At 69.9% G+C, this 20,638-nt stretch carries 20 protein-coding genes; 13 read left to right on the top strand and 7 right to left on the bottom strand.

Annotated features, from left to right (window positions below; translation table 11 throughout):
* Nucleotides 1-94 precede the first annotated feature (94 nt).
* The 4 genes from DEJ18_RS11560 (at nt 95) to DEJ18_RS11545 (ending at nt 5,402) form a co-directional block, all read left to right on the top strand.
* The gene (locus tag DEJ18_RS11560; RefSeq protein ID WP_111211146.1) at nt 95-1,045 is read left to right on the top strand and encodes a carbohydrate ABC transporter permease; all 951 of its coding nucleotides are present in this window, start codon (nt 95-97) and stop codon (nt 1,043-1,045) included.
* On the top strand, nt 1,042-2,013 hold the full coding sequence (locus DEJ18_RS11555) for a carbohydrate ABC transporter permease (RefSeq protein WP_220034343.1): 972 nt from the start codon (nt 1,042-1,044) through the stop codon (nt 2,011-2,013). Before DEJ18_RS11560 ends, DEJ18_RS11555 begins: the two co-directional genes overlap by 4 nt.
* Before the next feature lie 146 nt (nt 2,014-2,159).
* Complete coding sequence (locus tag DEJ18_RS11550) at nt 2,160-3,494, top strand: ABC transporter substrate-binding protein (RefSeq protein ID WP_111211145.1); 1,335 nt, start codon at nt 2,160-2,162, stop codon at nt 3,492-3,494.
* Between the two features lie 78 nt (nt 3,495-3,572).
* Nucleotides 3,573-5,402: a glycoside hydrolase family 35 protein gene (locus DEJ18_RS11545; protein ID WP_111211144.1), complete on the top strand. Its 1,830-nt coding sequence runs from the start codon at nt 3,573-3,575 to the stop codon at nt 5,400-5,402.
* A gap of 65 nt (nt 5,403-5,467) precedes the next feature.
* Here DEJ18_RS11545 and DEJ18_RS11540 read toward each other — a convergent pair whose 3' ends face one another.
* The 3 genes from DEJ18_RS11540 to DEJ18_RS11530 all read right to left on the bottom strand — a co-directional run bounded on the left by DEJ18_RS11540 (nt 5,468) and on the right by DEJ18_RS11530 (nt 6,682).
* Nucleotides 5,468-5,773, bottom strand: a complete 306-nt coding sequence (locus DEJ18_RS11540) for a hypothetical protein (protein ID WP_111211143.1) — start codon at nt 5,771-5,773, stop codon at nt 5,468-5,470.
* Nucleotides 5,774-5,912: 139 nt separating this feature from the next.
* Nucleotides 5,913-6,371 (bottom strand): hypothetical protein, encoded by a 459-nt coding sequence (locus DEJ18_RS11535; protein WP_111211142.1) that lies wholly within the window; start codon nt 6,369-6,371, stop codon nt 5,913-5,915.
* Nucleotides 6,371-6,682 (bottom strand): biopolymer transporter Tol, encoded by a 312-nt coding sequence (locus tag DEJ18_RS11530; RefSeq protein WP_111211141.1) that lies wholly within the window; start codon nt 6,680-6,682, stop codon nt 6,371-6,373. The genes DEJ18_RS11535 and DEJ18_RS11530 overlap by 1 nt, the downstream gene beginning before the upstream one ends.
* 62 nt (nt 6,683-6,744) lie before the next feature.
* Here DEJ18_RS11530 and DEJ18_RS11525 point away from each other — a divergent pair, with 62 nt between their 5' ends.
* The 4 genes from DEJ18_RS11525 (at nt 6,745) to DEJ18_RS11510 (ending at nt 9,325) form a co-directional block, all read left to right on the top strand.
* Nucleotides 6,745-7,818 (top strand): spore photoproduct lyase family protein, encoded by a 1,074-nt coding sequence (locus DEJ18_RS11525; RefSeq protein WP_111211140.1) that lies wholly within the window; start codon nt 6,745-6,747, stop codon nt 7,816-7,818.
* Between the two features lie 24 nt (nt 7,819-7,842).
* The gene (locus DEJ18_RS11520) at nt 7,843-8,247 is read left to right on the top strand and encodes a DUF6640 family protein (RefSeq protein ID WP_220032731.1); all 405 of its coding nucleotides are present in this window, start codon (nt 7,843-7,845) and stop codon (nt 8,245-8,247) included.
* A 158-nt stretch (nt 8,248-8,405) separates the two neighbouring features.
* Nucleotides 8,406-8,915: a nucleotidyltransferase domain-containing protein gene (locus tag DEJ18_RS11515; RefSeq protein WP_181434249.1), complete on the top strand. Its 510-nt coding sequence runs from the start codon at nt 8,406-8,408 to the stop codon at nt 8,913-8,915.
* Nucleotides 8,916-8,935: 20 nt separating this feature from the next.
* Nucleotides 8,936-9,325, top strand: a complete 390-nt coding sequence (locus DEJ18_RS11510; RefSeq protein WP_146241608.1) for a hypothetical protein — start codon at nt 8,936-8,938, stop codon at nt 9,323-9,325.
* Between the two features lie 132 nt (nt 9,326-9,457).
* On the opposite strand, the gene DEJ18_RS11505 is transcribed toward DEJ18_RS11510, so the two are convergent.
* On the bottom strand, nt 9,458-9,769 hold the full coding sequence (locus tag DEJ18_RS11505) for a DUF3253 domain-containing protein (protein ID WP_258371203.1): 312 nt from the start codon (nt 9,767-9,769) through the stop codon (nt 9,458-9,460).
* Between the two features lie 179 nt (nt 9,770-9,948).
* Between DEJ18_RS11505 and DEJ18_RS11500 the strand changes: the two genes are divergently transcribed.
* On the top strand, nt 9,949-11,313 hold the full coding sequence (locus DEJ18_RS11500; RefSeq protein WP_111211137.1) for an alpha-amylase family glycosyl hydrolase: 1,365 nt from the start codon (nt 9,949-9,951) through the stop codon (nt 11,311-11,313).
* An 87-nt stretch (nt 11,314-11,400) separates the two neighbouring features.
* Here DEJ18_RS11500 and mmsB read toward each other — a convergent pair whose 3' ends face one another.
* The 3 genes from mmsB to chvE form a co-directional block, all read right to left on the bottom strand.
* On the bottom strand, nt 11,401-12,582 hold the full coding sequence (gene mmsB / locus DEJ18_RS11495) for a multiple monosaccharide ABC transporter permease (protein WP_111082385.1): 1,182 nt from the start codon (nt 12,580-12,582) through the stop codon (nt 11,401-11,403).
* Nucleotides 12,569-14,119 (bottom strand): multiple monosaccharide ABC transporter ATP-binding protein, encoded by a 1,551-nt coding sequence (gene mmsA, locus DEJ18_RS11490; RefSeq protein WP_111211136.1) that lies wholly within the window; start codon nt 14,117-14,119, stop codon nt 12,569-12,571. The genes mmsB and mmsA overlap by 14 nt, the downstream gene beginning before the upstream one ends.
* A 109-nt stretch (nt 14,120-14,228) precedes the next feature.
* On the bottom strand, nt 14,229-15,365 hold the full coding sequence (gene chvE / locus DEJ18_RS11485; protein ID WP_111211135.1) for a multiple monosaccharide ABC transporter substrate-binding protein: 1,137 nt from the start codon (nt 15,363-15,365) through the stop codon (nt 14,229-14,231).
* A 185-nt stretch (nt 15,366-15,550) separates the two neighbouring features.
* On the opposite strand from chvE, the gene DEJ18_RS11480 reads away from it, so the two are divergent.
* From DEJ18_RS11480 to araA, 4 genes are all read left to right on the top strand, one after another.
* A complete protein-coding gene (locus DEJ18_RS11480) occupies nt 15,551-16,609 on the top strand; it encodes a LacI family DNA-binding transcriptional regulator (protein ID WP_181434248.1) in 1,059 nt (352 codons plus the stop codon).
* A 107-nt stretch (nt 16,610-16,716) separates the two neighbouring features.
* Nucleotides 16,717-18,390: a xylulokinase gene (locus tag DEJ18_RS11475; protein WP_111211133.1), complete on the top strand. Its 1,674-nt coding sequence runs from the start codon at nt 16,717-16,719 to the stop codon at nt 18,388-18,390.
* The gene (locus DEJ18_RS11470) at nt 18,390-19,091 is read left to right on the top strand and encodes an L-ribulose-5-phosphate 4-epimerase (protein ID WP_111211132.1); all 702 of its coding nucleotides are present in this window, start codon (nt 18,390-18,392) and stop codon (nt 19,089-19,091) included. The genes DEJ18_RS11475 and DEJ18_RS11470 overlap by 1 nt, the downstream gene beginning before the upstream one ends.
* Nucleotides 19,088-20,620 carry an L-arabinose isomerase gene (gene araA / locus DEJ18_RS11465; protein WP_111211131.1) on the top strand — a complete coding sequence of 511 codons (1,533 nt, stop codon included), beginning with the start codon at nt 19,088-19,090 and terminating at the stop codon, nt 20,618-20,620. Before DEJ18_RS11470 ends, araA begins: the two co-directional genes overlap by 4 nt.
* Nucleotides 20,621-20,638 lie beyond the last annotated feature (18 nt).

Genomic DNA, 20,638 nt, shown 5'->3' with positions numbered 1-20,638 from the left:
TCAACATCGGTCGTCCGCAGACAGCACGCAGCAGTGCTGGCGCACGACGACCGAGGCCGCGTCGACGTCCCGCAGGACACGACGAAGGAGTCACATGAGCACGCTCACCGCGCGGAGCCCCGAGGCCGCGCCGCGACGCGGCGAGGGTACGACGCCCGCACCGCGTCGCCGTGCGAAGCCTCGCGGCCGCATGACCGGCTGGCTCTTCGTCGGCCCGTTCGTCGCCGTCCTCGTCCTCATGCTCATCGTCCCGATCGGCTACGCCCTGTGGCTCAGCCTGTTCCGCGACCAGCTCATCGGTGGCAACCAGTTCGTCTGGTTCGCCAACTACGTCCAGCTCGTCCAGGACGCCAAGTTCTGGTCCGGGTTCGGTCGGGTCGCGGTCTTCCTGGTCGTGCAGGTGCCGATCATGCTCGGTCTCGCCCTCGTCGCCGCCCTGGCCCTCGACAGCGCCCGCCTGTGGGGCACGTCCTTCTTCCGCATCGCGGTGTTCCTGCCGTACGCGGTCCCCGGCGTCGTCGCAGCACTCATCTGGGGCTTCATCTACGGCAACCAGTTCGGTCTCACCGGTGCGGCGAACGACGCGCTCGGGATCGACCTGCTGCAGCCCTTCAGCCCGAGCTGGGTCCTCACCTCGATCGGCAACGTCGTCACGTGGGAGTTCCTCGGCTACAACATGCTGATCTTCTACGCCGCCCTCCGCACCGTGCCCGGGGAGCTGTACGAGGCGGCCGAGCTCGACGGCGCCGGCCCGATGCGCACCGTCTTCTCGATCAAGCTCCCGGCCCTCCGCGGTCCGATGGTCATCGCCACGATCTTCTCGATCATCGGCAGCTTCCAGCTCTTCAACGAGCCGAACCTGCTCAAGACCCTGGCCCCGAACGTCATCGGCAGCGCCTTCACCCCGAACATGTACGCCTACTCGCTGTCCTTCAGCGGCCAGCAGTTCAACTACTCCGCCACCGTCGCGATCGTGATGGGCGTCATCACCGCGGTGATCGCCTACGTCGTCCAGGTCCGCGGCACACGCGAGGAGAACCGATGAGCACCATCCAGCACCCCACCGGACCCGCCGCGGCCACGGTCACCGAGGCGACCACGACGCAGCGTGAGCCGCGCACCCGGTCGACCCGTGCCTCCCGGAAGGCCGAGCAGCACGTCGACGGACGCAAGCCGAAGCGTTCCGGCCTGCTGACGGCGGTCATGGTCGTCTTCGTCGTCTACTCGTTCGCACCGCTCTTCTACCTGCTGGTGAACAGCACGAAGACACAGGCGTCCCTGCTGTCCACCTTCGGCCTCTGGTTCGGCGGCGACTTCCACCTATGGCAGAACATCGTCGACACGCTCACCTACAACGACGGCATCTTCGTCCAGTGGCTCGGCAACACGCTGCTCTACGTGGTCGTCGGGGCCGGTGGCGCGACGCTGCTCGCGACCGTCGCCGGGTACGGCATGGCGAAGTTCCAGTTCCCCGGGCGCCGCGCGGTGTTCGCCGTCGTCCTCGGCGCGATCGCCGTCCCGGGCACCGCCCTGGCGGTCCCGACGTTCCTGCTCTTCTCGCAGGTCGGCCTGACGAACACCCCGTGGGCGATCATCCTGCCGTCGCTCATCAGTCCGTTCGGCATGTACCTCATCTGGACCTACGCGGTCGAGGCGATCCCGACCGAGCTCATCGAGGCCGCCCGCATGGACGGCGCCGGCGAGTTCCGGATCTTCTTCACCATCGCACTGAAGCTCCTGGCCCCCGGCGTCGTCACGGTCCTGCTGTTCGCGGTCGTCGCCACCTGGAACAACTACTTCCTGCCGCTCATCATGCTGAGCGACCCGAAGTGGTACCCGCTGACCGTCGGCCTCAACCAGTGGAACGCGCAGGCCACCGGCTCCGGTGCGCAGCCGATCTACAACCTCGTCGTCACCGGCTCGCTCCTCACGATCATCCCGATCGTGGTCGCGTTCCTCTTCCTCCAGCGCTTCTGGCAGTCCGGCCTCGCGGCCGGGTCCGTCAAGGCCTGATCCCGCCCTCCGGCCCCGGGCAGCAGCACCGGACCCCCGGCCGGGAGGCACGGCGCGGCCCCGCAACGGACCGCACCGACCAGCACCGAGCAGTCCCTCCTCACACGGGGAAACACCTTCTCCACGACGAAGTGAAAGGCACCACCATGCAGAAGCGTCTCCGGCGCGGGCTCAGCGCCCTCGCCATCGGCGTCACCGCCGCCATGGCCCTCGCCGCCTGTGCGTCCGGCGGCTCCGGCTCCGGCGGCTCCGCCTCGGACATCGACAAGGCCCTCGACGAGGGTGGCACCCTGACCTACTGGTCGTGGACGCCGTCCGCGAAGGACCAGGTCGCCGCGTTCGAGAAGGCCTACCCGAAGGTGAAGGTCAAGCTCGTCAACGCCGGCACCGGCGCCGACCAGTACACCAAGCTGCAGAACACCGTGAAGGCCGGCTCGGGCGCGCCGGACGTCGCCCAGGTCGAGTACTACGCCCTGCCGCAGTTCGCCCTGTCCGAGTCGCTCCTCAACCTGTCCGACTACGGGTTCGGTGACCTGGAGGACAAGTTCGCCGCGAGCACCTGGAACTCCGTGTCGATGGACGGCGAGGTCTACGGCCTGCCCCAGGACTCCGGCCCCATGGCGATGTTCTACAACAAGACCGTGTTCGACGAGTACGGCATCGAGGTGCCGAAGACCTGGGACGAGTACGTCGCGGCTGCGAAGAAGCTGCACGAAGCCGACCCCGAGAAGTACCTGGCCGCCGACTCCGGCGACGCGGGCTTCACGACGAGCATGATCGCCCAGGCCGGCGGCACCCCGTTCACCACCGACGGCGAGGAGGTGACGATCAACCTGCAGGACGAGGGCACGAAGAAGTGGACCGAGACCTGGGACCAGCTCGTCGAGCAGGGGCTCCTGGCCAAGACCGTCGGCTGGACCGATGACTGGTACAAGCAGCTCGGCAACGGCCAGATCGCGACGATGATCACCGGCGCGTGGATGCCCGGCAACCTCGAGGCGAGCGTCGCCGAGGCCGCAGGCGACTGGCGCGTCGCCCCGATGCCGACCTACGACAGCGGCACCGCGACCACCGCGAACAACGGCGGCAGCGCCGAGGTCGTCATGGAGCAGTCGAAGAACCCGGCCCTGGCCGCGGGCTTCCTCAAGTGGCTGAACTCGTCGGAGGAGTCCACGAAGGTCTTCATGGAGTCGGGCGGGTTCCCGTCGACCACCGCCGACCTGGAGTCCTCGGCGTTCCTCGAGGAGAAGCCCGAGTACTTCGGCGGGCAGCAGATCAACAAGGTGCTCGTCGACGCGTCGAAGTCCTCGGACAACGACTTCACCTACCTGCCGTACCAGGTGTACGCCAACAGCGTCTACGCCGACACCGTCGGACAGTCGTACGAGAAGGGCACGTCGCTCGAATCCGGGCTCGAGGCCTGGCAGGACGCGCTCGTGAAGTACGGCAAGGACCAGGGCTTCACGGTCTCCACCAAGTAGCAGCACCCCTCCGACGCGGCCGTGCGGGCATCCCGCACGGCCGCGTCCCCCTGCCGTCCCCTCCCAGAAAGGCGCGAGATGCGCTTCGCCATCGGCGACACCGACTTCCTGCTCGACGGGCAGCCGCACCGCGTGCTCTCCGGCGCGATCCACTACTTCCGCGTCCACCCCGACCTGTGGGCGGACCGCATCCGCAAGGCCAAGCTCATGGGCCTCAACACCGTCGAGACCTACGTCGCGTGGAACGCGCACGAGGCCACGCCGGGCTCGTTCGACTTCAGTGGCGGCCTCGACCTCGGCCGGTTCCTCGACCTCGTGGCCGCCGAGGGCATGCACGCGATCGTCCGCCCTGGCCCGTACATCTGCGCCGAGTGGACGAACGGTGGGCTGCCGTTCTGGCTGTTCACCGACGGCACCGTCGGGATCCGCCGCGACGAGCCGCAGTTCCTCGCCGCCGTCGGTCGCTACCTCGACGCCCTGGCCCCGATCCTCGTGCCCCGGCAGATCGACGCGGGCGGGCCGATCGTGCTCGTGCAGGTGGAGAACGAGTACGGCGCGTACGGCTCCGACCCCGTGTACCTCGAGAAGCTCGAGCGCATGCACCGGGACATCGGGCTCACCGTGCCGTTCACGAGCGTCGACCAGCCGATGGACTCCATGCTCGAGGACGGGTCGCTGCCGTCGTTGCACAAGACCGGGTCGTTCGGGTCCCGGTCCGCCGAGCGGCTGGCGCGCCTCCGCCGGGCACAGCCGACCGGACCGCTCATGTGCTCCGAGTTCTGGGACGGGTGGTTCGACAGCTGGGGCGAGCACCACCACACCACGCCGGCCACGGCCAGCGCCGAGGACCTCGACGTCCTGCTCGCCGCCGGGGGATCCGTGAACATCTACATGTTCCACGGCGGGACCAACTTCGGCTTCACCAACGGTGCGAACGACAAGGGCGTCTACCGTCCCATCGCGACGTCCTACGATTACGACGCCCCGCTCGACGAGGCCGGCCGTCCGACCGACAAGTTCCACGCCTTCCGTCAGGTCATCGCGCGCTACGCGCCCGTCCCGGAGCTGCCGCCGACGATGCAGCCAGGCGGGTCCGGTCGGCTCGCGACGCACGACGACGGACGGGAGGCCCGACGCAGCCCCGCCGCTGACGTGGCCGTCCGCCTCGACCGCGTCGTGCCGCTCGCCGGCCTCCTGCCGACGATCACGTCCTGGAGCATGCACGAGACGCCGCCGACGTTCGACGAGCTCGGCGCCGCCTCCGGGTTCGTCCTGTACCGGACCGAGGTCGACCTGCCGGAGGGCGGCGTCCTCACCGTCGCCGAGGAGGTCCGTGACCGCGTGGTCGTCAGCCTCGACGGGCGTCCGGTCGGGGGCCTGGAGCGGGAGCACCACGACCGCGCGATCGCCCTGCCGCCGGCCACGGGCCTCCTGGAGCTGCTCGTCGAGGACCAGGGCCGCGTCGACTACGGGCCCCGGATCGGCGAGCCGAAGGGGCTCATCGGTGCCGTGCGTGTCGACGACGTCGTGCTCTCGCGGTGGACGGTCTCGCCGCTCGCCCTCGATTCGGTGCCGGAGGCTGCGCTCGAGGTGCTCCGCACGGCACCGTCGGCGATGGGAGAGACCGTCGCCGGACCCGCGTTCGCCGTGGGGACGTTCGACCTCTCCGAGCGCGCGGCGGACCTCGACCGCTACCTGGCGCTCGACGGCTTCCGCAAGGGCGTGGCCTGGGTCAACGGGTTCTGCCTCGGCCGGTACTGGTCGCGCGGGCCCCAGGGCACGTTGGCCGTCCCCGGTCCGGTGCTCCGACCCGGGCGCAACGAGGTCGTCGTCTTCGAGGTGCACGCGTCGGCATCCCGCACGGTCTGCATGTGCGTCGAGCCCGAGCTCGGACACACCGAAGCCTGACGGCGGGCTCCACGACGACGAACGGCCCCGGGGGATGCCCGGGGCCGTTCGTCGTGGTCGTGCGGTCAGCAGGTCGGTTCGGGCACGAGCACCGCGATCCGGCCGACGCGCACGAGAGGCACCCCTCCGCGCTCACCCAGACGCTCCCCGGCGAACCGGACGAGCACGCCGGGCTCGGTCCGCTCGGCGTCGACGAGCGCGGCCGCCTGGGCCGGCGTGACCAGCAGTTCCCACGGGCGGCGGACCCCGGCGCTGTCCTCGGAGCACAGCTCCAGCAGCACCCCGACCCGCGTGCCCGTCGGCCCCTCGGTGGTGGTCGTCCCGGTGCGCAGCCCCACCAGCGCCCCCGTGTGCGTGACGATCTCGTTCATGGTTCCCCCCTCGTTCTCGGCGTCCTCGCCGCGACGAGCTTACGGCTGCGAGGATCTCTCGCACCTCATCCGGAAGGTGGGGAAACGCGACGTGTCGTCAGCCGTTCGGCTGACGGCGGCTTCGAGGACCGTTCAGCCGTCAGAACGCGCGCGCGCCTGCCCATCCGCGGACGCGCAGGAGCCCTTCGCGGCGCCAGATCCAGTACGGGGCGAACTTCGTGCCGTCGTCCTCCCATGCCTTCGTCAGGAGCCAGATCTGCCGTCGGTGCTGCCGCCCGTCGTCGTCCACCCACTCGACGAAGCCGTCGTCGAGGACGGTCGTGATCTGCGATCGAGGCACGGACCAGCTCATGACGTACCCGTCGTACCGGAGCACCTGGTCCTCGAGGCGGACCGCGACGCGGTGGGCGCGGACGGTCATCCACAGACCGAGTCCGACGAACAGCGTCCCGAGGACCACGACGAACGCCCGCGCCGATGCCTCCGGGACGAAGGCCACCCCGATGAGGACCATGCCGACCACGATCTGCAGCGGGCCAACCGCTGCGGCGTTCGCGGTTCGTTCCCATCGCGGCGCCCGGATGACCTGGTCGGCCATCACCCGACCTCGTCGAGGCGGTCGAGGTCCGCGAGGGCCTGCTCGGCCTGGGCGAGTCGCTCGGACTCCGGGCGGGTCCACCACTCCGGGCCGCGTTCCCCGAGGCCGTGCTTCGCGAGCCCGTTGCGGTGTCGAGCAGCCGCGACGGCGTCCTCGTCGCCGGCTCGTCTCGCCTGCTTCACGGCGTTGCGACCGCGGCCGAGGTGGGACCGGAGGCGTGCTGCGAGGTCCTCGGGGAGCGCCGGGTCGGTCCGCCGCCAGCGTCGTCCGTCCACGACGAAGAAGTGGTCGTCCTCCACACCGGCGGTCATGCCGTCGAGTCTGCACGGGCCACCCCCAGAGGTGTCAGTGGTGACCGGTAGAACGGTGGGTGATGACCGACTCCCGCGTGCGCCCCCTGCTCGACGTCAAGCGCATCTACGCCGAGGATGCTGCGCTCGAACTCCCGCGTGGGCAGGAGATCGTCGGGCAGTGGCCGGACGCCGAGATCGTGCCCGTCGCGTCGCACTGGCAGATCCCCGAGGTGCACGGCGACGAGCGCAACGTCTCCCGCTGGGTGCGGATCAAGACCGAGGCGCTCGTCCTCGGTGTGAAGAAGTCCCTCGTCACGAGGCCGAACGGACGCTCGGCGGACTTCATCGCGCCGTCCACGGCGAACGGCTGCGCGATGGCGTGCGCGTACTGCTACGTCCCCCGACGCAAGGGCTACAGCAACCCGGTCACCGTCTTCGCCAACATCGAGCAGATCACCAAGCACCTCGCTCGCAACATCCAGAAGCAGGGGCCGAAGACCGAGCCGAACCAGTGCGACCCCGATGCGTGGGTCTACGACATCGGCGAGAACAGCGACTGCTCGGTGGACGCGATGCTCAGTGACAACGTGCGCGACCTGTGCGACCTGTTCCGGATGACACCGACGGCGAAGGCCTCGTTCGCCACCAAGTACGTCAACCGCGATCTGCTCGACTGGGATCCGATGGGACGGACGCGGATCCGGTTCTCGCTGATGCCGCACGAGACCGCGAAGGTGACGGACATCCGGACGTCACCGATCGCCGAACGACTGGCGGCCGTGAACGACTTCGTCGAGGCCGGGTACGAGGTCCACCTGAACTTCTCGCCCGTCATCCTGACGCCGACGTGGGAGGCCGACTGGGCCGCACTGCTGCGGCAGGTCGATGACGTGCTCTCCCCGGCTGCGAAGGCGCAGCTCGCGGCCGAGGTGATCTTCCTCACCCACAACGAGCAGTTGCACGAGGTGAACCTCGGCTGGCACCCGAAGGCGGAGGACCTGCTCTGGCGTCCGGACCTGCAAGAGCAGAAGCTCTCCCAGAACGGCGCGGTCAACATCCGGTACCGCGCGGCGATGAAGGCGCGGCACATCGACCGATTCCGCCAGCTCGTCGACGAGAACCTGCCCTCCTGCCACATCCGCTACGCCTTCTGATCCGGTCCCGGGCAGGCTGGCGCCATGACACTCTCTGCGCGTGAGCTGGCTGGGCGGATCTGCATCGGCGTCGCTGCGGTCGCCGCCCCCGTGGGCGCCTTCGTCTTCGACTACAACGAGACCCACGTGAAGAACCCGGCCTGGCCGCCGCACGCGAAGTTCCACAACGCGCAGACGATGTCGCTCGCGGTGGCGTTGGCCGGCCTCACGGTGTGGCGCCTGCGTCCCGCGGTCCGGGACGTCGGTCTCGCGAGCAGCATCGCCTCGACCTACTGGGTGACACAGGTGACGAGCCTCGCCTTCCCCGGCACGGCGCTGGCCGATCCCGGAGTGCAGTACCGCGACGTCAAGGGCGACCAGCGCGTCCCGATCATCGCCTGCCTCGCGCTCGTCGCGGTGGGGACACTGCTCGCCCGTCGGCGTCGTTGACCGGAGCGGTCGACCGATCGAGTAGGTGTACACATGATGTGCACACGTGTACCACATCTGTGTACACTCGCCTGATGCAGCTCACCGCTCCTCTCGCCACGCTCGTCGGGCCGACCCAGGCCGACGCCCTCCGTGTCCTCGCACAGACCGACGCCGGCATGACCGGGCGCCAGGTTGCGCGAGTCGCTGGTGCCGCGCAACACACCGGCATCAAACGAGCGCTCGACAAACTGGAACATGCCGGACTGGTGTGCGTCGAACGCGGCCTCCAGCACTCGGCCTACCGGGTGAACCGTGACCACCTGCTGTGGCCCGCCGTCGAACTCGTGCTCGGCGCCGGGGCGGAACTCGAGCGACGGATCCACGATTTCCTCGCCGGGGTCGATCCGTCCATCCTCTCCGTGTCGATCTTCGGATCCGTTGCGCGGGGAACGGCCACCGACGAGTCCGACGTGGATCTGCTCGTGGTCTTCGACACGGAGACCGATCTCGACGTCGTGGTGCAGCTCGGCGATCTGGTCCACCGCTGGACCGGCAACGAGTGCCAGGTGTTCGACGTCACCCGTGCTGACCTGGAGCGGTTCGCCGCCGAGGGCGACCCGCTCGTCGGCTCGTGGCGTGCGGATGCGCGCACCGTCTTCGGTCCCGACATCAGGACGTTGGTCTGATGTCGGTCCGGACGCGCGCCATGGATCGAGCAGCGGTCCGCAGGCGGCGCGACGAAGCGGAGGCGTACTACGAGGTGGTCGTCCTCTGCGCCGGGTCTTCGTCACATGCCGATTGGAAAGCCGCCGGCGCGAACGCCGTGCTCGGTGGCATAGCAGCAGCGGATGCGATCTGCGGTGCAGTCCTCGGGTACCACCACGTCGGCGAGAACCATGCTCAGGCGAGACGCCTCCTCGACACAGCGTGTTCGCCGGACAGGCAGCCGGGCAACCACCTGAAACGACTGACCGACGAGAAGTCGAACTTCCAGCACTCATCGTCACGCGTGTCCCGCTCGCAGACGGACCGCCTCGTGGTCGCGCTCGAACGGCTGGTCGTCACGATGCGGCAGAAGACCGACCCGACCAGCTGAGCCGGGTCGATGCGCGCATCGCCCATGCCCTGGCCCTCGTGACCCTGGGCGGTGCGTTCGGCGGCCTCGGGTGCTTCCCGACGGCGCTCACGGCAGGGGCGAGCCTCGCGTACCCGGGCCGGCACCTCGGCCTCAGCGCGGACGGCGGATCCGGATCGGGCCCTTCGCGGTCGACGGGTCGATGACGTTCCCGCCCTGGGTGATCTCGACCTCGCCACGCGCGACCATCCGCCGGGCGGCGCGACGCGCGGGTTCCATGAGGTCGCGCCAGTCCTCACCGCCGACGGCACGGGCGGCATCCGACGGGCAGATGCTCGAGGTCAGCGCGCGAGCGTCGAGCAGCGCGTCGATCGTGTGCTCGAGGGTCCGGTCGGTGTCGTCGAGCCCGTGGCGTCGGCACGCGTCGGAGCACCACTTCGTGTCCGGGCCGGCGGTGTCGGGCATGCGCCGTCCGCAGGACGCGCACGTCCGTTCCGCGTGCGCGGCCTCGAGTCGGCGTGCGTCGTCCTCGGTCCGGATGGCTCGTCCCATACGCCCATGATCGTCCCGGCCACCGACGCGCTTCCAGGCTGGCGGTACCCCGGTCCACGGCCCTGACCAGGGCCGCCTGGCAGCATGCATGGATGGACACAGCAGCCGAGCCGAACCCCGCCGCCGCGACGAGGCCGAGCGAGCCCGCCTGGGTCGAGCACGTCATGTGGTGGCACGTCTACCCGCTCGGCTTCGTCGGAGCAGAGGTCCGCCCGGCAACGCCGGTCGACGAGCGTGCGGTCGAGCACCGCCTCGGCCACCTGGAGGGCTGGCTCGACCACGTGGTGGACCTCGGCCTGAACGGACTGCTGCTCGGGCCGGTCTTCGCGAGTTCGTCGCACGGCTACGACACGGTCGACCACTCCCGGATCGACCCCCGACTCGGCGACGATGCGGACTTCGACCGCCTGGTGGCCGCTGCGCGCGAGCGGGGGGTCCGCGTGCTGCTCGACGGCGTCTTCAACCACGTCGGCCGTGAGCACCCGGCGTTCCGCCAGCTCGAGACGGCGGGACCGGACGCCGACACCGCGGGCCTGTTCGCCGTCGACTGGTCGGGCTGGCAGCCGGGGCAGTCGGTGCCGGTCGGGTCGTTCGAGGGCCACGACATCCTCGTCGCACTCGACCACGCGTCGCAGCAGACCGAGGACCTCATCGTCGCGGTCATGACGCACTGGCTGGAGCGCGGCGTCGACGGCTGGCGACTCGACGCGGCCTACGCGGTGCCGCCGGCGTTCTGGGCCCGGGTGCTGCCGCGCGTGCGCGAGCGGTTCCCGGACGCCTGGTTCTCGGGCGAGGTCATCCACGGCGACACCGCGGCGATCGTCCGCGAGTCGACGATGGACTCGACCACCCAGTACGAGCTGTGGCAGGGCATCTGGCACGGCATCGCGGACCGGAACTGCTTCGAACTCGCCCACGCGGTCGAGCGGCACGACGAGCTCCTGGCGACGTTCGCCCCGAGCACGTTCGTCGGCAACCACGACGTCACCCGGATCGCTTCGGCCGTGGGGGAGGGGTTCGTCGGTCACGCCGTCGCGGTGCTCTTCACCGTCGCGGGGACGCCGTCGGTGTACGCGGGCGACGAGTTCGGTTGGACCGGCGTCAAGGAGCAGCGCGAGGGCGGCGACGACGCGGTCCGCCCCGCGTTCCCGGCTGCGCCACCCGAGCCGAGCGGGACGGCGGCCGAGGTGCTGCACGCCCACCAGGCGCTCGTCGCCCTCCGGCGTCGGCACCCGTGGCTGCACCGTGCGCACACCGACGTGGTGCACCTGTCGAACGAGGCGCTGGTCCTCCGGACCGCGACCGACCGGGAGGCCGTGGTCACCGCCCTGAACCTCTCGCCGGAGCCGGTGGTGCTGCCCGCGGCCGACGCGACGCGCGTCGAGGCGGGCCGGGCCGATCTGTCGGAGGGCGAGTTGCGCCTCCCGGCCGGGGCCTGGGCGGTGCTGACCGCCTGACCGCTGACCCACCCCGGGAACCACGAAGCGGACACCGCACCTCGCCGGAACGAGGTGCGGTGTCCGCTTCGTGGTGTGGTGCCTGCGTTACTTGCGAGCGGAGGCCGCGCGGCGCTTGTTGAAGACGTCGAACGCGACGGCGGCGAGGAGCACCAGGCCCTTGATGAGCTGCTGGAACTCGGAACCGACACCGAGGATCGACATGCCGTTGTTGAGCAGACCGATGATGAGACCACCGACGATCGCTCCCGGGACCGTTCCGATGCCACCGGTGACGGCGGCACCACCGATGAACACGGCCGCGATGGCGTCGAGCTCGAACCCGTTGCCCGCGCTCGGCGAGGCGAGGTTGAGCTGGCCGGTGAAGACGACGCCGGCGAGGGCCGAGATGACACCCATGTTGACGAACAGCAGGAACGTGACGCGCTTCGTCTTGACGCCGGAGAGCTGTGCGGCCAGCGGGTTGCCGCCGATCGCGTAGATGTGGCGACCGAAGACCGCGCTGCGCATGACCATCGAGTACGCGATGACCAGGACGCCGAGGATCACGAGGACGATCGGGGTGCCGTTGTAGCTGGCGAGCAGCAGCGCGATGAAGATGACCAGCGCGACGGTGAACGCCATCTTGGTGATGAACCACGCGAACGGCTCGTCCTCGAGCTGGTACTTGCGACGGGTCGCACGACCGCGGAAGCCGGTGATCACGAGGATCGCCGCGGCGGCGAGGCCGAGGACCATCGTGAGCGGCTCGTAGCCCGAGGTGCCGAAGGACGGCAGGAAGCCGGAGCCGAGCGAGCGGAAGCCGTCCGGGAAGGGCGAGATCTGCTGGTTCTGCAGGGCGATCTGCGCGGCACCGCGGAAGGCGAGCATGCCCGCCAGGGTCACGATGAACGCCGGGATCCCGAAGTAGGCGATCCAGAAGCCCTGCCACGCACCGACCAGGGCGCCGAGGACGAGGCAGAGGACGACGGCGACCGGCCAGGGGATGCCCCACTGGGTGATCATGACGCCGGCCATGGCGCCGGTGAACGCGACGACCGAACCGACCGAGAGGTCGATGTGCCCGGCGATGATCACCATCACCATGCCGATCGCGAGGATCAGGATGTAGCTGTTCTGGACGATCAGGTTCGAGACGTTGATCGGGGCCAGCGTGATGCCGTTCGTCGTCACCTGGAAGAAGATGACGATGACGATCAGCGCGATGAACAGGCCGATCTGTCGGAGCTGCCCGGTGAGGTAGCTGGCGGCGGACTTAAGCGCGTTCATTGACTGGGGTCTCCCGTTCCTGGGTCATGTACTGCATGAGGACTTCCGGCGACGCCTCGGAGCGCGGGACGTCGGCGGTGATGGTGCCCTCGGAGAGCGTGTAGATGCGGTCGCAGATGCCGAGCAGCTCGGGCAGCTCGGAGGAGATCACGATGATCCCCTTCCCCTGGTCCGCGAGCGCGTTGATGATCGTGTAGATCTCGTACTTCGCGCCGACGTCGATGCCGCGGGTGGGCTCGTCGAGGATGAGCACGTCCGGGTCGGAGTACATCCACTTCGACAGGACGACCTTCTGCTGGTTCCCGCCGGAGAGCTTGCCGGTCACCGCGTTCACGGTCGGTGCCTTGATGTTCATGTTCTTGAGGAACTGGCGCGCGACGGTGGTCTCCTCGGAGCCGTTCACGAAGCCCCACTTGGCGAGCTTGCCGAGTGCCGAGCCGGAGACGTTCCGCTTGATGTCGTCGATGAGGTTGAGGCCGTAGCGCTTCCGGTCCTCGGTCGCGTAGGCCAGGCCGTTGTCGATCGCGGCGGTGACCGTGTTCGTCTTGATCGGGGTCCCGCGCTTGTAGACGGTGCCGCTGATCCCGGTGCCGTACGAGTGCCCGAAGACGCTCATCGCGAGCTCGGTGCGGCCGGCGCCCATCAGCCCGGCGATCCCGACGATCTCACCGGCGCGGACGGTGAGGTTCGCCTGGTGGATGATCTCGCGGGAGGCGTCGAGCGGGTGGTGGACGGTCCAGTCCTCGATGCGCAGGAGCTCTTCGCCGATGTTCGACTCGTGCTCCGGGTACCGGTTGGAGAGGTCCCGCCCGACCATGCCGCGGATGATGCGGTCCTCGGAGACCTCGCCGGCGTGCATGTCGAGGGTCTCGATGGTCTGTCCGTCTCGGATGATCGTGACCTTGTCAGCGATCGCCTTGATCTCGTTGAGCTTGTGGCTGATGATGATCGCCGTCATGCCCTCGGCCTGCAGCGAGCGGATGAGCTCGAGCAGGTGCGCGGAGTCGTCGTCGTTCAGTGCGGCGGTCGGCTCGTCGAGGATGAGGAGCTTCACCTTCTTCGACAGCGCCTTCGCGATCTCGACGAGCTGCTGCTTGCCGACGCCGATGTCCGTGATCTTGGTGATCGGGTTGTCCTTGAGGCCGACGCGCTTCAGGAGCGTCGCGGCCTCGAGGTTCGTCTTGTTCCAGTCGATGAAGCCGCCCTTGGCGCGCTCGTTGCCGAGGAAGATGTTCTCGGCGATCGACAGGTAGGGGCTCAGCGCGAGCTCCTGGTGGATGATGACGACGCCCGCGTCCTCGGAGTCGTTGATGTTCGAGAACGAGACGGGCTTGCCGTCGAGCAGGATCTCGCCGTCGAAGCTGCCGGCCGGGTAGACACCGGACAGGACCTTCATGAGCGTGGACTTGCCCGCGCCGTTCTCACCGCAGATCGCGTGGACCTGGCCCCGTTCGACCTGGAGCGAGACGTTCTGCAGGGCCTTGACGCCGGGGAACGTCTTGGTGATGTCGCGCATCTCGAGGATGGTGTCCGCCACGGGACCGCCTTCCGTTGGGCGCCGGGACGGCGCGCGAGTGGGTGGGGACGGAACGGGAGGCCCGGTGCCAGCCCGGCACCGGGCCTCCTGTCCGAAGAGGAGTCGCGACCTACTTGAGGTCGGCGTCCGTGTAGTACCCGGAGTCGACGAGGACCTTCTCGTAGTTCTCCTTGGTGACGATCGTCGGCTGGAACAGGTAGGTCGGGACGACCTTGGCCTTGTTGTCGTAGGTCTTGGTGTCGTTGACCTCGGGCTTCTTGCCCGACAGCAGGTCCTGGGCCATCGACGCGGACTTGTCGGCGAGCTGACGCGTGTCCTTGTAGATGGTCGAGTACTGCTGGTCGTTGATGATCGACTTGACCGAGGCGGCCTCGGCGTCCTGGCCCGTGATCACCGGGAGCGGGCGGTCGCCCGAACCGTAGCCGGCACCCTGGAGCGCCGAGATGATGCCGATCGAGATGCCGTCGTACGGCGAGAGCACGCCGTCGAGCGTGGTGCCGCCCGAGTACGACTTCGCGACGAGGTTCTGCATGCGGGACTTGGCGAGCGCCGGGTCCCACTGCTGGGTGGCGGCCTGGGTGAAGCCGTCCTGGCCGGAGCCGATCGTCAGCGTGCCGTCCTCGAGGTACGGCTTGAGGGTGTCCATCGCGCCGTTGAAGAAGAACGTGGCGTTGTTGTCGTCGGCCGAGCCGGCGAAGACCTCGATGGTGAAGGGGCCCTTCTCGTCGGTCTTCTCGCCGTTCTCGTCGAGGAGCCCGAGGCCGGTCAGGAGCGAGGTCGCCTGGTCGACGCCCACCTTGTAGTTGTCGAACGAGACGTAGTAGTCGACGTTCTCGTTGCCGGTCAGCAGGCGGTCGTAGGAGATCACCTTGATGCCGGCCTCGGCCGCTGCGTCGAGCTGGTCGGACAGCGAGCCGCCGTCGATGGACGCGACGATGAGGACCTTCGCGCCCTTCGTGATCATGTTGCTGACCTGCTGGACCTGCTGCGGGATCTTGTTGTCCGCGTACTCGAGGTCGACCTTGTAGCCGGCCTTCTCGAGGCTGCTCTTGACGGCGTCGCCGTCCTTGATCCAGCGCTCGGAGACCTTGGTCGGCATCGCGACGCCGACGAGGGCGCCCTTGTTGCCGTTGCTCTCGTCGCCGCCGTCGGAACCGGTGGCGCCGCGGCCGCCGGCAGAGCAGGCGGCCAGGGAGAGGGCGAGACCGAGAGCGGTGACGCTCGCGACGATCCTGCGCTTCTTCATCGAAGTACCTCTGTTCCTCTCGCGTCGACGTCGACGCGCTCGGGTGCGGGGCTGCTGTGTCCCGCTGGGGATGTGATGCTCGAAGTGAGCGCTCACATCATGTGGGTTGTGTCCCACGGTGTCAACTCGTCGTGACCGGATCGGGATGTCGCCGCACCGAACTGGCGCCGCGGTACGGTGACCGGGTGACGACGACCGCGACGCCGAACGGCAGGCCCCGCAAGGCCCCGACGATCTTCGACGTCGCCGAGCGTGCGGGCGTCTCGCACCAGACCGTCAGCCGCGTGATCAACGGTGACCCGACGGTCCGGGACGGCTTCCGCTCTCGGGTGACCACCGCGATCGGGGAACTCGGCTACCGGCCCCGCGCCGCGGCCCGGGCCCTGGCCGGTGGGCGGAGCCGGGCGCTCGGCCTGGTCAGCGCAGGCGACGCGCTGTACGGACCGTCGAGCACGGCGATCGGGTTCGAACGGGCCGCGCGCACCGCCGGGTACCACGTGCTCCTCTCGACGCTGCCCGACGACCCCCGGCCGACGGACCTGTCCGAGGCCCTCACGACGCTGCTCGCGCAGGACGTCGCCGCCGTGGTCCTCGTCGCCGCCGACAACCGGGTGCTCGACGCCCTCGGCTCACTGACGATGGCCGTGACGGTGCCCGTCGTGGTCGCGAACGCCGTGCAGCGGGACGCGGTGCCCACCGACCTGGTCGTGCCCGGCAGCGGTGGCGCCACCGTCTCCGCCGTCGCGATCGACCAGGCCGCCGGAACCACCATGGCGTTGCAGCACCTGTTCGACCGGGGTCACCGGCGGATCGTGCACATCGCCGGACCCGCCGTCTCGCAGGAGGGCGAGGTGCGCCGCGCCACCTACGAGCGGACCATGCGCTCCCGCGGTCTGACCCCGGTCGTGCTGGACGGCGACTGGACCCCGGCGAGCGGATTCGCGGCCGGGCGGTCCCTCGACGTCACGGCGGTCGACGCGGTCTTCGCGGGGAACGACCAGATGGCGCTCGGCGTCCTGCACGCCTTCGCCGAGGAGGGGCTGCGCGTCCCGGACGACATCGCCGTCGTCGGCTTCGACGACATCCCGGAGGCGGCGCACTTCACGCCGCCGCTGACCACCGTGCGACAGGACTTCCAGGCGATGGGGGAGCGGGTGCTCGCGTCGGCCCGGGCGCTGCTCGAGGGCGGCCAGCACGACGAGGCACTCCTGCAGCCGGAGCTGGTGGTGCGGCGCTCGTCCTGAGCGCGGTCGCCGTCGCCGCTCTGCCGACACGGCCGACGAGTTGTCCGGGTGAGCGCTCACGCGCTACGGTGTGAGCGCTCACTCGACGGCGAGAGCAGGAGGCCACCATGAGCGACGACCGGACCCGCGAGATCGCGGACGGCCGCACGACCCTCGGCATCGAACTCGGTTCGACCCGCATCAAGGCGTGCCTGGTGGGTGAGGACCTGACGGTCATCGCCGCCGGCTCGCACGAGTGGGAGAACGAGTTCGTCGGCGGTCGCTGGACCTATCCGCTGGCAGCCGTCGAGACCGGCGTGCGCGCCGCCTACGCCGCGCTCGTCGCCGACCTGCAGGAGCAGCACGCCTCGGTCCCGACGACGTTCAAGGCCGTCGGCGTCTCGGCCATGATGCACGGCTACCTGCCGTTCGACGCAGCGGGCGACCTCCTCGTCCCGTTCCGCACCTGGCGCAACACCTCGACGGGCCCCGCCGCCGCCGCGCTCAGCGACGCGCTCGGCTTCAACATCCCGCTCCGCTGGTCGGTTGCGCACCTGTACCAGGCCGTCCTCGACGACGAGCAGCACGTCGCGCACATCGACGGCGTCACGACGCTCGCCGGGTACGTGCACCGCCGCCTGACCGGTCGGGACGTGCTCGGGGTCGGCGACGCCTCCGGGATGTTCCCGATCGACCCGGCGACGCAGGACTACGACGCCGCCATGCTCAGCGCCGCGCAGGACCTCATCGGCGTCCCCGACCTCCGGGCGCTGCTGCCCGAGGTGCTCGTCGCCGGACAGGACGCCGGCACGCTCACCGCCGAGGGCGCAGCGTGGCTGGACGCGACCGGGACGCTGCAGCCCGGCGCGCCGCTCTGCCCGCCCGAGGGCGACGCCGGCACCGGCATGGTCGCGACCAACGCGGTCGCTCAGCGCACCGGCAACGTCAGCGTCGGCACGAGCATCTTCGCGATGGTCGTCCTCGAACGGCCGCTGTCGACCCCGCACGAGGAGCTCGACGTCGTCACGACACCCGCCGGCGACGCCGTCGCGATGGTGCACTGCAACAACGGTGCGAGCGAGATCGGCAGCTGGGCCCGGGTCTTCGGCCGTTTCGCCGAGGCCGCCGGTGCCCCCGTCGACACCGACACCGTGTTCCGCACGCTCCTCGACGAGGCAGCGGACGCCGACACCGACGCCGGCGGACTGCTCGCGGTGAACTACCTGGCGGGCGAGCCCGTCACGGGTGTCGAGGACGGTCGCCCGCTGCTCCTCCGCGCGCCCGACGCCCGCTTCACGCTCGGCAACCTCGTCCGCGCGGAGCTCATGGGCGCGTTCGCGACGCTCGCGATCGGCATGGAGGTCCTGCACGGCGAGGGCGTCGCCGTCGACCGGATGACCGCGCACGGCGGGCTCTTCCGGACGCCCGGGCTGCCGCAGCGCCAGCTCGCCGCGGCCCTCCGCGTGCCGGTCGCCCTCGAGGCCACCGCGAGCGAGGGCGGGGCGTGGGGCATCGCCGTCCTGGCCGCCTACCTCGAGTACGCCGCCGACAGCTCCCTCGCCGAGTACCTTGACACCACGGTCTTCGGGTCCGCCGCGACGAACGTCGTCGAGCCCGACGACCGCGACGTCGCCGGCTTCACCGCGTACCTCGATCGCTTCCGCGCCGCGCTGCCGATCCAGGCGATCGCGGCCACGGTGCCCGGCGCGACCACCCGCGGCGGCGTGTCGACGGGCGCGGGTGAGCCGGGCCTCCAGGCCGACACCGACACCGACCCCCAGCAGGAACAGGACGTGATCTGATGACCGACGACACCACCCGGGCGGCCGTGGCGGCCGCGCGCGAGCGCGTGGCCCGCCTGCACGGCGAGCTCGTCCGCTACGGCCTGGTGATCTGGACCGGCGGCAACGTCTCCGAGCGCGTGCCCGGCACCGACCTCTTCGTGATCAAACCGAGCGGCGTCGTCAGCGAGGACCTCGCCCCGGAGAACCAGGTCGTCTGCACCCTCGACGGTGTGCCGGCCGACGGGTGGGGCAACGAGCACGGCCCGTCGAGCGACACCGCCGCGCACGCCTACGTGTACCGCAACATGCCCGAGGTGAACGGCGTCGTGCACACCCACTCGACGTACGCCACCGCCTGGGCCGCCCGGGCCGAGGCGATCCCGTGCGTCATCACCGCGATGGCGGACGAGTTCGGCGGACCGATCCCGGTCGGCCCGTTCGCGATCATCGGCGACGACACCATCGGCCGCGGCATCGTCGAGACCCTGTCCGGACACCGCTCCCGTGCGGTGCTCATGCAGAACCACGGCGTCTTCACGATCGGCAAGGACGCGAAGGACGCCGTCAAGGCCGCGGTGATGTGCGAGGACGTCGCCCGCACCGTGCACATCGCGAAGCAGGGCGGCGAGCTCGTCCCGATCGCGCAGGACAACATCGACCGGTTGTTCGACCGGTACCAGAACGTCTACGGACAGAACCCCGAAGGAGCCATGCGATGACGCAGGACACCCCCGTCGACCCCCAGGCCACGCTCGACGGCTACGAGGTGTGGTTCCTCACCGGGTCGCAGGGCCTGTACGGCGAGGAGACCCTCCGCCAGGTCGAGGAGCAGAGCAAGGCCGTGCACGAGACGCTCGCCGGTGTCCTGCCGGTGAAGCTCGTGTGGAAGCCGGTGCTCAAGGACGCCGACGGCATCCGGCGCGCCCTCATCGAGGCGAGCGCCGACGACAAGGTCATCGGCGTCACCACGTGGATGCACACGTTCAGCCCCGCGAAGATGTGGATCAGCGGCCTCAACGCGCTGACGAAGCCGCTCCTGCACCTGCACACGCAGGCGAACGTCGCGCTGCCGTGGGCGGACATCGACTTCGACTTCATGAACCTCAACCAGGCCGCGCACGGCGACCGCGAGTTCGGGTACGCCCTCGCCCGCATGGGCGTCCGTCACGCCACGGCCGTCGGCCACGTCTCCGACCCGCGCGTGCAGCAGCGGGTGTCCGACTGGACCCGTGCCGCCGCCGGTGCCGCCGCGATCCGTCAGCTCAAGCTCACGCGCTTCGGCGACAACATGCGCTACGTCGCCGTGACCGAGGGCGACAAGACCGAGGCCGAGATCGAGCTCGGCGTGCAGGTCAACACGTGGGCCGTCAACGACCTGGTCGCGGCCGTCGAGACCGCGACGGCCGACACCGCCGCCGTCGACGCGCTCGTCGCGCAGTACGACGCGGCCTACGACCTCGTGCCGGAACTGCGGGACGGCGGCGAGCGTCGCCAGTCCCTGCGGGACGGTGCCGCGATCGAGCTCGGCCTGCGCGCACTGCTGGCGGAGAACGGGTCCGCGGCGTTCACGACGAACTTCGAGGACCTCGGCGCGCTCAAGCAGCTGCCCGGCCTCGCCGTGCAGCGGCTCATGGCCGACGGCTACGGGTTCGGCGCCGAGGGCGACTGGAAGACGGCCGTGCTCGTCCGCGCGATGAACGTGGCCGGCGCCGGTCTCCCGGGTGGCGCGAGCCTCATGGAGGACTACACGTACGACCTCACCCCGGGCGCGGAGAAGATCCTCGGTGCCCACATGCTCGAGGTCTCCCCGACCCTGACGTCGTCCACCCCGACGCTCGAGATCCACCCGCTCGGCATCGGCGGCAAGGACGACCCGGTGCGCCTGGTCTTCACCGCCGACGCCGGACCCGCCGTGGTCGCCGCGCTGTCCGACACGCGCGACGGCTTCCGCCTCACCGCGAACGTCGTCGAGGTCGTCGAGCCCACCGAGGCGCTGCCGAACCTGCCCGTCGGCCGTGCCGTCTGGGAGCCGCAGCCGTCGTTCCCGGAGTCCGCCGAGGCCTGGCTCACCGCCGGTGCCGCGCACCACACCGTGATGACGACCGCCGTCGGCATCCAGGTGGTCGAGGACCTCGCGACGATGATCGGCACCGAGTTCCTGGTCATCGACGAGCACACCACGCTGCGCGGCTTCCGCGACGAGGTCCGCACGCAGCAGACCTGGCACCGGCTCGACCGGGGTTTCTGAGTCGGTCGGGAGGCCTAC

The sequence above is a fragment of the Curtobacterium sp. MCSS17_015 genome, from assembly GCF_003234265.2.
Taxonomy (GTDB): Bacteria; Actinomycetota; Actinomycetes; order Actinomycetales; family Microbacteriaceae; genus Curtobacterium.
This window is presented reverse-complemented; position numbering and strand designations above follow the sequence as displayed.